General features: G+C 60.1%; 11 protein-coding genes and 1 pseudogene. 4 read left to right on the top strand and 8 right to left on the bottom strand.

Features of this window, described 5'->3' with window-relative positions:
- Positions 1 to 16: 16 nt before the first annotated feature.
- On the bottom strand, positions 17 to 1897 hold the full coding sequence (gene recQ, locus ACIQWP_RS07820) for a DNA helicase RecQ (protein WP_402784289.1): 1881 nt from the start codon (positions 1895 to 1897) through the stop codon (positions 17 to 19).
- Positions 1898 to 1904: 7 nt separating this feature from the next.
- Complete coding sequence (dnaG, locus tag ACIQWP_RS07815; RefSeq protein WP_402784287.1) at positions 1905 to 3890, bottom strand: DNA primase; 1986 nt, start codon at positions 3888 to 3890, stop codon at positions 1905 to 1907.
- A gap of 569 nt (positions 3891 to 4459) precedes the next feature.
- On the opposite strand from dnaG, the gene ACIQWP_RS07810 reads away from it, so the two are divergent.
- Together ACIQWP_RS07810 and ACIQWP_RS07805 are read left to right on the top strand one after the other, a co-directional pair.
- Positions 4460 to 4693: a hypothetical protein gene (locus ACIQWP_RS07810; protein WP_402784285.1), complete on the top strand. Its 234-nt coding sequence runs from the start codon at positions 4460 to 4462 to the stop codon at positions 4691 to 4693.
- 240 nt (positions 4694 to 4933) lie between these two features.
- Positions 4934 to 5950, top strand: a complete 1017-nt coding sequence (locus ACIQWP_RS07805; protein WP_402784283.1) for a hypothetical protein — start codon at positions 4934 to 4936, stop codon at positions 5948 to 5950.
- Here the strand turns inward: ACIQWP_RS07805 and ACIQWP_RS07800 are convergent.
- Complete coding sequence (locus ACIQWP_RS07800; protein ID WP_402784281.1) at positions 5925 to 6377, bottom strand: GatB/YqeY domain-containing protein; 453 nt, start codon at positions 6375 to 6377, stop codon at positions 5925 to 5927. The genes ACIQWP_RS07805 and ACIQWP_RS07800 overlap by 26 nt on opposite strands.
- A 299-nt stretch (positions 6378 to 6676) precedes the next feature.
- Here ACIQWP_RS07800 and carA point away from each other — a divergent pair, with 299 nt between their 5' ends.
- Complete coding sequence (gene carA, locus ACIQWP_RS07795) at positions 6677 to 7885, top strand: glutamine-hydrolyzing carbamoyl-phosphate synthase small subunit (protein ID WP_402784279.1); 1209 nt, start codon at positions 6677 to 6679, stop codon at positions 7883 to 7885.
- Positions 7886 to 8004: 119 nt separating this feature from the next.
- Here the strand turns inward: carA and ACIQWP_RS07790 are convergent, their stop codons facing one another.
- The 4 genes from ACIQWP_RS07790 to ACIQWP_RS07775 form a co-directional block, all read right to left on the bottom strand.
- The gene (locus tag ACIQWP_RS07790; RefSeq protein WP_402784277.1) at positions 8005 to 8577 is read right to left on the bottom strand and encodes an EVE domain-containing protein; all 573 of its coding nucleotides are present in this window, start codon (positions 8575 to 8577) and stop codon (positions 8005 to 8007) included.
- A 94-nt stretch (positions 8578 to 8671) separates the two neighbouring features.
- Positions 8672 to 10069, bottom strand: coding sequence for an MATE family efflux transporter (locus ACIQWP_RS07785; RefSeq protein ID WP_402784275.1), 1398 nt, complete (start codon positions 10067 to 10069; stop codon positions 8672 to 8674).
- Positions 10070 to 10217: 148 nt separating this feature from the next.
- Positions 10218 to 11474 carry a TCR/Tet family MFS transporter gene (locus ACIQWP_RS07780; protein ID WP_402784273.1) on the bottom strand — a complete coding sequence of 419 codons (1257 nt, stop codon included), beginning with the start codon at positions 11472 to 11474 and terminating at the stop codon, positions 10218 to 10220.
- A 157-nt stretch (positions 11475 to 11631) separates the two neighbouring features.
- A complete protein-coding gene (locus ACIQWP_RS07775) occupies positions 11632 to 12543 on the bottom strand; it encodes a LysR family transcriptional regulator (protein WP_402784271.1) in 912 nt (303 codons plus the stop codon).
- A 123-nt stretch (positions 12544 to 12666) separates the two neighbouring features.
- Between ACIQWP_RS07775 and ACIQWP_RS07770 the strand changes: the two are divergent.
- Positions 12667 to 13660: pseudogene (locus tag ACIQWP_RS07770) on the top strand (aldo/keto reductase).
- Between the two features lie 51 nt (positions 13661 to 13711).
- Here ACIQWP_RS07770 and ACIQWP_RS07765 read toward each other — a convergent pair.
- Positions 13712 to 14629: a neutral zinc metallopeptidase gene (locus ACIQWP_RS07765; RefSeq protein ID WP_402784269.1), complete on the bottom strand. Its 918-nt coding sequence runs from the start codon at positions 14627 to 14629 to the stop codon at positions 13712 to 13714.
- Between the last annotated feature and the right edge of the window lie 57 nt (positions 14630 to 14686).

Genomic DNA, 14686 nt, shown 5'->3' with positions numbered 1-14686 from the left:
GCCGGGTTTCGGCATATCACCGGACGGTGAATTCCGAAATTACAGCGAGGAACGCGTCCCCATAGCGTTCCAGCTTCGATTGCCCGACACCCGATATTCCCAGAAGATCCTTGCTGTTCTTCGGCCGCTCCGTCGCAAAGGCGATCAGCGTGGTATCGGGGAAGACGACATACGGCGGCACGCCCAATTCCTTGGCGATCCTGGTGCGCTCGGCTCTGAGCGCGTCGAACAGGGCCAGCTCCTCGCCGGCAAGACCATGCGCCTGCTTCTCCGGCCGCCCCGCCTTCTTGCCGCGACGTCCAGGTTCCGGCCGGTCCTTGCGGAAAAAGACCGGCCGCTCGCGCTTGAACACCGCTCTTGCCTGCTCCTCCAGCTTCATGGCCCCGAAGGCCGTGTGGTCGATGCTGATGAAACCGTTGGCCAGCAATTGCCGGAAGATCGATTGCCAGGTACGGGAGGGGATATCCTTTCCAGCACCGAAGACCGGCATGTCGACATGGCCGAAGCGTTCGGTCTTCTCGTTGACCGTCCCCATCAGCACATCGATGACGTGGCCGGTGCCGAAACGCTCGCCGGTGCGATAGACCGCGGCAAGCGCCTTGATCGCCGCTTCCGTGCCGTCCCAGGTTTCCACAGGCTTGAGGCAGGTATCGCAGTTGTCACAACCGCCATCGTGGGCTTCGCCGAAATGCGCGAGGATGGACTGACGCCGACATCCTGCCGTTTCGCAAATGGCGAGCAACGCATTGAGCTTCGCACGCTCGACGCGCTTGATCTCCTCGGATGCGCCGCCTTCATCGATCATCCGCCGCCGCTGGATGACATCGGCCATGCCATAGGCCATCCAGACATTCGAGGAGAGGCCATCGCGCCCCGCTCGTCCCGTCTCCTGATAATAAGCCTCCACGGAACCCGGCAGATCGAGATGGGCGACATAGCGCACATTCGGCTTGTCGATGCCCATGCCAAAGGCAACCGTCGCCACCAGGCACAGGTCTTCCTCCTTCAGGAAGGCATCCTGATTGGCGTCACGAAGCGACCGATCCATGCCGGCATGATAGGGTAGCGCGCGAACACCCTGCCCGTTCAGCCACTCGGCCGTATCCTCCACCTTGGCGCGCGACAGGCAATAGACGATGCCGCTGTCGCCACGATGGCCATCGAGAAAGCGCAGCAATTGCTGGCGCGGCTGATCGCGCTCGACAATCTCGTAGGCGATGTTCGGACGGTCGAAGCTGGTGGTGAAGACCTCGGCATTGTCGAGGGCCAGCCGCTCGATGATGTCCTCACGGGTATGCGGGTCGGCGGTCGCCGTCAGCGCGATGCGCGGCACACCGGGAAAGAGCTCGGCAAGCCTGCCGAGATCGCGATATTCGGGCCTGAAATCATGACCCCATTGGGAGACGCAATGCGCCTCGTCGATCGCGAACAGCGCGATCTTCGCCCGGCCGAGCATCTGGCAGAAGCCCTCGGTTGCGATGCGTTCCGGCGTCACATAGAGCAGATCGAGCTTGCCCGCGGAAATGGCGCGATAGACGTCGCTGGCCTCATCGCGCGACAGGGATGAATTCAAGGCGGCCGCCCGGATGCCGAGCTGCTTCATCGCCTCGACCTGGTCCCGCATCAGGGCGATGAGCGGCGAGACGACGATGCCGATGCCATCGCGGCAAAGCGCGGGGATCTGGAAGCACAGCGACTTGCCGGCACCGGTCGGAAACAACACGACGGCATCGCCGCCGGAGACGACATGCTCGACTACCTGCTGCTGCTTGCCGCGAAAGGCCGAATAGCCGTAGACGCGCTTCAGGACATCGAGCGGCGCCGGCGCACCCGCACGCTCGCCGAACAATGCATCGTCTGCGGAAAATCGCGGCTCTTCTCTTTCAGGCTGAGGCATCTATTCCCTATTTTCCAGCGGCACCTTTGACGCGGCCGGAAAGCACGCCGAAACCATCGATGATCGCCTCCTGATTTTCCAGCCGCAGCGCCTCGAGCTGCACTTCCTGCAAGGCGCGAATCAGCGGCTCGATCGCTTCACCGTCGCCTTCTTCGGTTGCCTCCGCAATAGCGCCCTCCAGCTCGATCTTGTGCCAGCGCAATGCTTTCGATCGCTTGTGAAGCGCGAGCGCCTGGCGATAGCCCTCGCGCGCATCCTCCATTGCGGCCTGTTCCGTCGCCGTCCACAGACGGGCATTGCGAACCTGCTGCTCCAGGCCTTTCAGCAAGGCGCCGAAATCCTGTTCTTCCAGTTGCTCGACCAGCCGCTCGCGGACGAGCTGTGGCCCGACCAGGGTAGCAGCCACCCCGAGAACCGCGGACCAAAGGCGCTGAAGTTCGCGGCTGTCGTAGTCGATGGCGGCAATCTCGTCATATTCGTCCTGCAGCAGCGCCGGATGGTTGACGATGGTCAAGGCCAGAACGCTTTCGCGAAGACTTGGAATATCCTGATGCCCCTTGATCATGGCGGAGCGCTGCAAGCGATCGGACGCTGTCGTTGGCATTGGGGGAGCGCCGCGAGCCGGACCGCCTCGACCAGCAAAAGAACGACCATTGCCGTCGCGGGAAAAGCCACGCGCCTGCTGGCCGCCGCGCTGGAATTGCGGCTGAAAGAGCCCGTTCAGCCGCTCACGCATATTCTGCTGATAGTGGCGGCGCACATCCTCATCGCCAATAACGGTGACGATGCGCCGAAGCCGCGCTTCCAGCTCCGCCCGCGCTTCCGGCGTCTCGAACGCGCCGCTGCCGGCCTCCCTCGTCCAGATCAGATCGGCGAGAGGTTTTGCCTGCGCCAGCACCTTGTCGAAAGGCGCGCGTCCGTCGTGGCGGACGAGATCGTCCGGGTCCTTGCCATCAGGCAGCAGCGCAAAGCGCACAGTGCGATTCGGCTTGATATGCGGCAGCGCCAGATCGGCGGCCCGATTGGCGGCGCGGATGCCGGCGCCGTCGCCGTCGAAACAGAGCACCGGCTCCGGCGTCATCTTCCAGAGGAGATCCAGCTGGTTCTCCGTCAGCGCCGTGCCGAGCGGCGCAACGGCATTCTCGACGCCGGCCTGATGCAGCGCGATGACATCCATATAGCCTTCGACCGCAATGATGGTGCCGGCACCATCGGCGCCCTGGGATGCGCGGCGGGCGCGGGTGAAATTATAGAGCACATTGCCCTTGTGAAAGAGCTCGGTCTCGTTGGAATTCAGGTATTTCGCGGGCGCATCCGGCGACATGGCACGGCCGCCGAAAGCAATCACCTTTTCTCTGGAAGAGAGAATCGGAAACATGATGCGGTCGCGAAAGCGATCGTAGGAAACCGGCACGTTCTCATGCACGACAAGGCCGCAAGCTTCCATCTGCTCCTTCAGCACGCCCTTGCCGGCGAGATGCTCCTTCAAGGCGTTGCGGCTATCGGACGAATATCCCAGGCGGAAAGTCTCGATGGTGCGGCCGCTGAGGCCGCGGTCACGCAGATAGGCCCTCGCCCGCGCGCCATTGGCAGTCTGCAGCTGATCCTGAAAGAACTGAGTCGCCATCTCCATGACATCGAGCAGCGAGGTGCGTTCCTTCTCCCTCTTTGCCTCCATCGGGTCGGCAACGGGCATCGGAACGCCGGCCATATCGGCAATCTGCTGCACGGCTTCCGGAAAGCTCAAGCCCTCGAGTTCGGTCAGAAAGCGGAAATGGTCGCCAGTCACGCCGCAGCCGAAGCAATGATAGCGCCCCTTGCGATCCTCGCAGTGGAAGCTCGGCGACTTCTCGCCGTGGAAGGGGCAGCAGGCCCAGTAGTCGCCACGCGGCACATTGGTCTTGCGCCGGTCCCAGGTCACACGACGGCCGATCACGTCCGAAATCAAGACGCGGTCGCGAATCTCGTCGAGAAACGTATTGGAAAATCGCATGGCTACCTCTGGCTCATTCCATATAAACAGGAATGTCGGGCATTGCCACGACGACCAAGCCACCGCCCACGGTATTCACAGCCCTTTGTCGGTGATTGCATTGCCGCCTTTCGATCACAACTCCGTGAACACGATCCCGCATTTATCCACATTCGCCCCGATAACCGAGGCTAGATTAGCCGCATCAGAAACACCGCAAAGCTCCTTCACCGCAGCTGGAACGCGCCTCGCAACACCCATCGAAGTAACCGCCTCGTACGCAAAATTCCGCGAAAAAGCAAAGGCTTGCACAGCCTCCAGTCGCCAAGCGCGAACAAGATCGGCGACCAGGACAATCAGCGGATGCAAAGCAGCCGCACCGAGGCGACACTCTCTGACGGCGCATTTGCGGCAAGGTTCGTAAGCCAAACATTATTTTTTTGTAATTTGATTGTTGGTGTGCGCCGCAATAGCGTTCATCTCACAGGGCGAGACAAGCCGGCGAAGAAACTTCTTTGCGACGCGACATGCCGAGACGCCCTGACGAACCGGAAGCCATCAGGTACGGGCTTTCAGTTTAGGAGAGGGAAATGCGCATTCTTATCGTACCCTTGGCAGCAGCAGCCGTCTTCGCCACAGCTACTTATAGCTCGGCCACGATGACCAGCGGCGCCGGCGAAAAGAATGTGCTCTATGCCGGTGCAGGATATCAGTTGCCGGCGGATATGAAGGTCCCTGCTCTTACGGCAGGCGTAAAGGTTCAAATGTCCGAACTGCCGTCGCAGGCATTAGCTTTGCCCCAGCAGATCAGGATTCTCAGATAAGTTCACCAGATACTCAGGTGGGGCACCATCCCTACCCCCGGCGCCGCCCCACCTGAGTGCCTTTGCAATAGACGTTTGATTTTTGGGCCCCACCCTGCGTCATCAAACGCCTGCAAAGCGCAAGAAGGCAGGAGCTCCCCCAGCTCCTGCCTTCTCTAATTTCTGGCCCTCTCCGATTTCACGACAATACGAGCATTGAACATATGCTGCGAAACATCATGTTTCGTTGTCGCTAATATCTTGACGCAACGCTATCGATGGATATCTTTTATTATCTACGTATATGCGATCTTAGTAATAATATCTTCGGACAATTTGAATTTTGCTCAGTTCATCGGAGACGGCTGCATGTCTTTATCCGCGAAGGAACTTGCTCAAGACCCCGAATTTTTCACGGAAATCCTCAATTATACACGAGAGATTGTATCCACTTATGATGAGAATCAGAGCGTATGCTCTGTCTTTGCTTCACAGCAGCGTTGGCTGATGGCGTTGGCGGGCTTCGCCCTCTATTGCGGCGGCATCGATGGAGAGCCGCCCGGCATCCATGCCAACCGATTTGCCAACTATATCGTCGAGCACGAGATTGCCAGCCACAACACCGCGCTCAGCTTCATTCAGGAGATGCTGGCTCTCGGCTTCCTGCGCTACCTGCCTGTCACGAGCGATCGGCGCGCGCGGCCGTTGCAGCCCACGGAAGAGGCCGCAAGGCAGCTTGCGAAATGGCTGAGCATCCATCTTTCCGTGCTGGACCGGCTGGACGGCGGCAAGCGCAATGCGCTGTTTGCCAAGCGACCGGAGTTTATCGGCGTGCTGCAGCCGGCGATTTCGGTCGGCATCATCGACAGCGACGATCTGCGCCATCCAGGGGAAACGTTCGATCTGTTCACCTGGGCGAATTCCGGCGGCGTCATTATGGATTATCTGATCTCCCGCGTCGGGATGATCAATCCGACCACCCAAAAAGCAATCGTCGGACGGATCGCATTCACGGACCTATGCAATCGCTTCCTCATCTCCAGGACGAATGCAAAACGGCTCATGAACAAGGCCATAAAGATGCAAAGCATCGGATGGACGGGATCTTCGGGGCGGAGCCAGCTTTGGCTGTCCGACGACTTCATCCAGCAATATCGAAACTATCAGGCCGAAAAATTCGCCATCATAGACGCCGCCTGGCAAAGCACTCTCGGTCTGCGGCGAACGCGCATGCCGAGAGCAAAGCTGGCCTTTACTTCAGCAGTTCCTTCAAGATAGCCGAAGCCCTGGCGAAATCCATCTGACCGGCATAGCGCTCACGCAGGGCGGCCACGCACTTGCCCATATCCTTCAAGCCCTGCGCACCGAGTTCGGCGACGATCGCGACGCAGATTTCGCGCACCTTGTCTTCGGAAAGCTGCTCGGGCATGAAGCCCTGGATGACAGCAATTTCCTCGCGCTCCTTGCCGGCGAGCTCAGGGCGACCGCCGTCGATATAGATCTTCTCCGACTCTTCCCGCTGCTTGATCATCTTGGCGAGAAGCTGCAGGATTTCGTCGTCGCTCGCCTGTTCCTTGCCCAGCCCGCGATTGGCGATGTCCTTGTCCTTGATGGCAGCAAGGATGAGACGAACGGTCGAAAGCCTCGCCGTATCCCTGGCCTTCATGGCGTCCTTCTGGGCGTTGGAAAGGGTTTCGCGGATCATGTCTTTAACTCCTTCAAGCAAGCCGGCAACGATCGGTCCGGCCACCTATATCATCTTGCCTGTCTCTTAGACCAACAATGTCGATCAATGCAATTGCGGCCGCGAGCCCGAATTCCTTGACTGGAAAGCAAAAGCGCGCATTGACCGGCTCGCCTTGTTTAGCTATGTCCATCACCTGCACATTAGATCGATAGGAAGATCTCAAGCCGCGACGCATGTCGCCGGCCGTACCTTGCTACAAACATGGCGGAACCGCCGGTCTCTTCAAGGCCGCGCCCGACGCCGGAAACGGGATGAACATGACCGCGACAGCCCCATGGACCATTGAAAAGCCAACCGCCCTCCTCGTTCTCGCCGATGGCACCGTGATCGAAGGCAGAGGCATCGGCGCGACCGGCAAGGTCCAGGCCGAAGTCTGCTTCAACACGGCGCTGACGGGTTATGAGGAGATCCTGACCGATCCTTCCTACCTCGGCCAGATCGTGACCTTCACCTTCCCCCATATCGGCAATGTCGGCACGAACGACGAAGACATCGAGGACCTGACGCCTGCCGCCCGGCACGGCGCCGTCGGCGTCATCTTCAAGGCTGATATCACCGATCCTTCGAACTACCGCGCCGCCAAGCATCTCGACCAATGGCTGAAGGCTCGCGGCATCATCGGCCTCTGCGGCATCGACACCCGCGCGCTGACCGCCTGGATTCGTGAAAACGGCATGCCGAACGGCGTGATCGCCCACGATCCCAACGGCGTCTTCGACATCGACCAGTTGAAGGCGGATGCCAAGGCCTGGAGCGGTCTCGAAGGCCTGGACCTTGCAAAGGTCGCCTCCTCCGGCCAGTCCTCGCAATGGGCGCAGACGCCGTGGATCTGGAACGAAGGCTATGGCGAACTGGGCGCCGCAGACGCAAAATACCACGTTGTCTGCCTCGATTATGGCGTCAAGCGCAACATCCTGCGCCTGTTCGCCGGCCTGGATTGCAAGGTCACCGTCCTGCCGGCGACCGCATCGACGGACGAAGTCCTCGGCCTTAACCCGGATGGCATCTTCCTTTCCAACGGCCCTGGCGATCCGGCCGCAACCGGCGAATATGCCGTGCCCGTCATCAAGGATCTGCTGAAGTCTGGAATTCCTCTGTTCGGCATCTGCCTCGGCCACCAGATGCTCGGCCTCGCGCTCGGCGCCAAGACCGCGAAGATGCACCAGGGCCATCACGGCGCCAACCATCCGGTCAAGGACCATACGACCGGCAAGGTCGAGATCGTCTCGATGAACCACGGCTTCGCGGTCGACTCGAACTCGCTGCCGGAAGGCGTTGAGGAGACTCACGTCTCTCTGTTCGATGGCAGCAATTGCGGCCTGCGCGTGTCAGGCAAGCCGGTCTTCTCGGTCCAGCATCACCCGGAAGCCTCGCCCGGCCCGCAGGACAGCCATTACCTTTTCCGCCGCTTCATCAATCTGGTGCGCGAAAAGAAGGGCGAAGCCGCTTTGGCAGAGCGCGCCTGAAAGGCGCGCCCACCCAATCGCATGAGAAAAGCCCCGGATTGATCATCAATCCGGGGCTTTTCTCTTTGTGCGTCAACTTGGGAGGTCTCTCGTCACATCCGTTCATGCTTTGCTGAAGTTCAGGCCTGCAGGCGGCGCTGCTTGACCACTTCAAGCTCGCTCATCAGGATTTCCTCGAGGAACTCGAAATCCGATTGCCCGAATTCAACCAGGCCGAATCTCAGCTTGTAGCCCCAGTTCTTGTCCTGGGTGAAATCAAGCCAGCCCAGGAGAGGACGAAGCGGCTGTTCAGGCGCGTCCAGCCAGTCCACATCCTTGCGATAGGCCTTTCCGCAACCCATCTCGCCGAGATAGGGCTCGCCCTCACGGACGAAACCGATGGCGGTGAAGCTCTGAAAGCCATCCCTCTCGCCCATTTTGACGGATGGGGAGTAGTAGACGATGCCGTCACCCGGCTTGATGCGCTTCAAGGGGGCTCGCTTGCCGTGATTCACCTGCATGAAGCCATGCTGGCGCCCAAGGCGTACGTGCTCCGCACTGGCCACTGCCAGCCAGTAGGACTTCTGCTCGGGCTCCGGCCGCCGGGACGATGTATTGGCGTGTGGCAGGAGGCGTACGGCCGCGCCCCGATTGATCTGATCTTCCCGCGGGAAAAGCGCGGCATCATTATGATTGCTTGCCTTGAATATCATGGTCGTCTCCCGTCTTTGGTATGAGACTGTTATAGACGATCATGCTGTCAATTTTTGTCAGTAGTCTTGCGACCCGACAACCGATCTCCCCACGTCAGGCGGCAACCTTCTCCGAACGCACCAGCATGTAGAAGCGCGCGCAAAGCATCGCCGCCGCAGAGGCAAGGCCGAGCAGGAAGCCGAACCAGATGCCGATGCCGCCGAAACCAAGCGGGAACGCCAGCAGCCAGGCAAGGAAGAAGCCGATCGGCCAATAGGCGATCAGCGCCATAATCATCGGGACGCGCGCATCCTTCAGGCCACGCAGCAGACCGCTGGCGATCGCCTGCAGACCGTCGACGAGCTGGAACAGGCCGGCCACCACGATCAGCGGCGCCGCATAGGCAAGCACCTTCGCCGCATCAGGGGAAGAGACATCGAGATACCAACTTCCCAACCACGCCGGAACGGTAGCGAAGAGGATGCTGCCAAAGACAGATATGCAGCACGAAACGATGAGCACCACGATGGCCGCACGCTTCAGCCCGAAATGATCGCCCTGTCCATGAGCAACGCCGACGCGCACGGTCGCCGCCTGGCTGAGGCCGAGCGGGATCATGAAGGCGATCGACGCCCATTGCAGCGCGATGCCATGGGCAGCAAGCTCGATTGTGCCGATCTGGCCCATCAACAGCGATGCGGCGGTGAACAGGCTGACTTCAGCCAGAACCGTCACGCCGATCGGGAAACCAAGCCGGACGACATCCCACAAGGCATGCCAGTCAGGTCGCCAGAATCGCACGAAAATCTCGTAACGACGCGTTTCCTGATGGGCCTGAACATAACCGATGATGAAGAGCAAACCGGCCGTCTGCACGGCAACGGAGACAATGGCCGCACCATGCAGACCCATCGCCGGCAGGCCGAAATGACCGAGCACCAGAATGTAGGCAAGCACGGCATTCATCACCAACATGGCGATGGTGACCTTGAGGATGATGCCGGCACGGCCGATGGCGCTCACCAGTGCCCGGATGACATTATAAAGCAGCCCCGGCAACACGGCGAAGTGGCCGATGTCGATATAGCCGCTCGCCAATTTCGCGACGTCAGGCTTTTGCCCTGCTGCAAGCAGAATCTCTTCGGAATAGAAGAAGGCCGGCTGCGCCAGCAGCCAATAGACTGTCACGACCCAAAGGCCCATGCGCAGCGCACGGCGCACTGACGCAACGTCGCCCCTGCCATAGGCCTGTGCCACCAACGGCATGACCGCGATGGAAAAGCCCGAACCGAAAACCAGAATTGTAAAAAGAAACTGCGCGGAGAGCACCATCGCAGCCAACTGCTCGGCGCCCAGCCGGCCGACGATCATCACGTCGGTGGTATTGATGCCGAGCTGGGCCAATTGCGCGCCGATCAGCGGGATGCCGAGCGCAAGGGTTGCACGAAAATGCGCAGACCACGAATTATTGTTTTCAGGCGCGTATGGGCGCGCAGCTACCGGCATATCCATGATGAAAACTCGATTTCTAGAATCGCGCGAGCCGCCCTACCCAAGGGTGCGCGAGCCTGCCGCATTAGCGCAACTTGGCTCAAAAAGCCAGCCGACAAGCCCATAGTGCTAAAGAATTCATCATGACATCAAAATATCTGATGAATTTTTAGGCCGCCTCGCCGGCCTGCGATTGCACCGCTACCTTCGGCTCGGTCTTGCGAACTTTCGTCAAAAGCACGACAAGCCCGATAACCACGAGAATTGCGCCCATGATGAACGGCGCACCGGCGAAGACGACAGGCGCGGTCGGCGCGGTATAGTATTGAAACAGGTATGGGAAGAGCAAAGGCCCGACGATTGCGGTGATGCTCGTCAGACTGCCGAGCGCGCCTTGCAGCTCCCCTTGGGCCGATGGGGGTACCTTGCTCGCAGCGATGGAGCGAAGCGGCGCATCCGCGACGTTCTCGATGACGGTCAGGACGATAACCGCATAGACCATCCAGCCTTGCCACGCGAAGGCGTAGCCCACCAGGCCGAGGCAGGAAAACACCAATCCAAGCAGCGCGGTCTTCCACTCGCCAAGCACGGGCACCAGCCGCGGCAGCACCAAACCCATGGAGATGGCGGCACCGATCCCATAGACAGCGAGTGAGAAACCAATCTGTCCTTCGCTCCAGTCATAGCGATAGGAGGTGACGAAGGCCCAGACTGCCGGATAGACGCCATGCGCCAGCCAGTTCAGGAACATCACGACGCAGACCCAACCGATGCCCTGGTAGCGCCGTATCTGCTTCAGCGCTCCGAAGGGATTGGCTCGGCCGATCTCGAAGGGTCGGCGATGCTTTGCATCCAGCGTTTCCGGCAACAGGAAATAGGCGCCGACGAAATTCAGGAACGCCAGAGCCGCCGCGCCATAGAAGGGCACGCGTGGACCGAACTCGCCAAGGAAGCCGCCAATGACCGGGCCGAGGACGAAGCCGACGCCGAATGCCATGCCGATCAGACCGAAATTCTTGGCACGGTTCTCGTCATTGCTGATATCGGCAATATAGGCCGAGCAGGTCGAGAAGCTCGCACCGCTGATGCCTGCGAGAATACGGCCGACGAACAGCATCCAGTAGGTACCTGCGATCGCGCAGATGAAATTGTCGATCGCAAATGTCAGCACTGAGGCGAGCAGCAACGGGCGACGGCCGAAACGATCGCTCAGGTTGCCGATCAACGGCGAAAACAGGAACTGCATCGCGGCATAGGCCAGCAGCAACCAGCCGCCTTCCGTCGCCGCCGAGCTGACCGATGCGCCCGTCAGCTCCTCCAGATATTTCGGCATTACCGGCATGATGATCGCGATGCCGATGACGTCGAGGAAGAGAATAAGGAAGACGAGGAACAAGCCTCGACGGGCGAATTTCTGATCGATCATGGAGTTGCCTTTTGGGCTCCGTCTCCATGAAAGAGACAGAACGTGAACGAAAAACCGAAGCGTCCCCATACATAAAGATTTTGGCGGAAACAATCCGTGAACGCTTCAATCTTATTGATTTATTGACCGCTTTTTTTGATCCTTGGCATAAAAGCGACTATCTGTCGCGACCGCGTCGCTGCTCGCGATTGAGAAAGTCGACAAAGGCCCTGAGTGGTGCCGGCATATGCCGTTTGCTGGCATAATAGAGGAAAGGACCGGAAAAGGCCGTGTCCCATTCCTCGAGAATCGGCACCAATTCTCCGCTGGCAATTTGCGGCGCAAGGAACTCTTTGAATGTCCTGATGATGCCGAGCCCCGCTGCCGCCGCGCTACGCTCGATGTCGATGGAATTCGTCGCAACGACCATCGGCGGAGCGATGACGATCGTCTCTCCATTCCTTTCGAACTCCCAGGCCACGACCGAGCCGCTGAGGAACCGATGGCGGATGCAGCGATGCTCCAATATGTCGCGCGGATGCCTCGGCGTGCCGTTTGCGGCCAGATAGGCCGGCGCCGCGGCAGTGATATAATGCTGTTGCCGCGGCCCGATTGGCACAGCGATCATATCCTTCTCCAGTCTCTCGTCGTAGCGGATGCCGGCATCGTAGCCGGCGGCGACCACATCGATGAATGTGTCTTCTGCAACGATCTCGACTGAGATTGCCGGATATTCCTTCAAAAAGCGGCTGATAATGTCGGGCATGACGACTATCGCGGCGACTGTCGGCACATTCAGCCGCAACGTCCCGCCGACGCTGTCGCGAAAGCTGTTGATATCGTCGAGCGCGACGGCGATCTCGCTCATGGCGGGCGTCAAGCGTTCCATCAGCCGCTCACCGGCCTCCGTCGGCGTCACGCTTCGGGTCGTACGGTTGAGCAGGCGCACCGCCAGCCGCTCTTCGAGCCGGCGGACCGCTTCGCTCAACGACGAAGCGGAAACGCCGCGTTTGCGCGCTGCTTCGCGGAAGCTGCGCTCGCGGGCGACGGCGGTAAAGGCAACCAGATCGGCCAGCGGCAAATCATCCATTGTGCAAAATTCCAAACAAGCCGTTTCGATTTACCCGAGTTATCGCACAGAGGGCGATGGAGTAAAACACCATCGACATGGGCCTCCAAAACGGGAGTGCGCCTTCGAGCAAGGAGAGTAACGATGGAAAAGCATCAATTGGGAAAGACCGGGCCGCAGGTATCGGCTCTGGGGCTTGGTTGCATGGGCATGTCCGGCATGTATGGTCCATCCGATCGCGCCGAGAGCATCGCCACCATCCATGCCGCACTCGATGCGGGGATCAACCTGCTTGATACGGGCGATGTCTATGGCATGGGCCACAATGAGATGTTGATCGGCGAAGCCATCAAGGGGCTGAAGCGGGACGACTTCCTGCTCAGCGTCAAGTTCGGCGCCCTGCGCGATCCGGCCGGCGCATGGCTCGGCTACGATGCCCGGCCGGCAGCAATCAGGAATTTCGTCGCCTATTCGCTGCAGCGCCTCGGCGTCGATCATATCGATATCTACCGCCCTGCCCGCCTTGATCCCAATGTGCCGATCGAAGATCAGATCGGCGCGATATCGGATCTCGTCAAGGCAGGCTACATCGGGCATATCGGCCTGTCGGAAGTCGGCACGGCCACCATCCGCCGCGCGGCCGCCGTCCATCCGATCGTCGACCTGCAGATTGAATATTCGCTGATCTCGCGCGGCATCGAAGCCAACATACTTCCGACCTGCCGCGAACTCGGCATCGGCATCACCGCCTACGGCGTCCTTTCGCGCGGCTTGATCAGCGGCCACTGGCAGAAGGACAACGTTCAAAAAGGCGACTTCCGCACAATAAAGCCCGCGTTTTCAGGCCGGGAACGTCGAGAAGAACCTCGATCTCGTGGAGGCGCTGCGAGAGATCGCCGACGCGAAGGGCGCAAGCGTCGCCCAGATCGCCATCGCCTGGGTTGCAGCTCGGGGCAAGGAGATCGTCCCCGTCATCGGCGCCCGCCGTCGCGACCGCCTCACGGAAGCCCTGGGAGCGCTGTCGGTCGAATTGTCGGAAACCGACATGGCTGCGATCGAACGCGCAATCCCCAAAGACGCCGCCGCCGGCGGCCGCTACCCCGAGGCGCAGCTGACGCATCTCGACAGCGAGAGATAACGAACGGAACGACTAGCCCGCTCACGGGAACTCCGGGGCGGGCAAGTCAGATCAGACGGGATTGTTCAGCGTATCGCAATCCGAGAGCTTGCCGGAATCAAAGCCCTGCTTGAACCACTTCACGCGCTGCGCCGAAGTGCCGTGGTTGAAGCTGTCGGGAACGACATAGCCCTGCGAGCGCTTCTGCAGCGTGTCGTCGCCGATCTGCTGGGCGGCGTTCAGCGCCTCCTCGAGATCACCAGCCTGCAGAATGCCCTTTTGCTGCGTGAACTTGCCCCAGATACCGGCGAAGCAATCGGCCTGCAGTTCGATGCGCACCGACATCTTGTTCGCATCCACTTCGCTCATGTTGCGGCGGGCCTGATTGAACTTCGGCAGAATGCCGAGCAGATCTTGAACATGATGGCCGACCTCATGCGCGATGACATAGGCCTGCGCAAAATCGCCGGAGGCGCCGAACTGGTCCTTCATCTGCTTGAAGAAGGCCATGTCGAGATAGATCTTCTGATCGCTCGGGCAATAGAAGGGACCGGTAGCCGCCGAAGCCTGTCCGCAGGCCGAAGGGAAGCTGCCGGAGAACAGCACCAGCTTCGGGTCCGTATAGGTCTGGCCCATCGACTTGAAGATGCCGGTCCAGGTGTCTTCCGTGTCGCCAAGCACCGTCGCGACGAACTGTTTCATCTCGTCATTGGCGGGCTGACCATTGTTCCCGGTGGATGTGCTCTGCTGATATCCGGAGCCGCCGCCTTCCAGCATGCCCGTCTGCTGCAGCAGCCCCATGACGTCGACGCCCATGGCTCGGAGGATCAGGAAGATCACGATGAGCACGATAATGGTGCGAAAGCTCAAGCCGCCGCCGCCGATCCCTCCGCCCGGGAACCGGAAGCCGCCACCGCCCCCTCCACCCATGGGCGATGAGCCACGTTCGTCCTCGATATTGTCGGATTGCCGACGCCCCTTCCAATCCATAGCGCACCTCCTGGCGATGCCTAAAAATCAAAGTCCCTTGAGGCATTTATATATCCA

Origin of the sequence: Rhizobium sp. NPDC090279, assembly GCF_044769665.1 — a bacterium.
GTDB lineage: Bacteria > Pseudomonadota > Alphaproteobacteria > Rhizobiales > Rhizobiaceae > Rhizobium.
The sequence above is the reverse complement of the archived record's forward strand: the minus strand, read 5'-3'. Positions and strand labels throughout refer to the sequence as shown.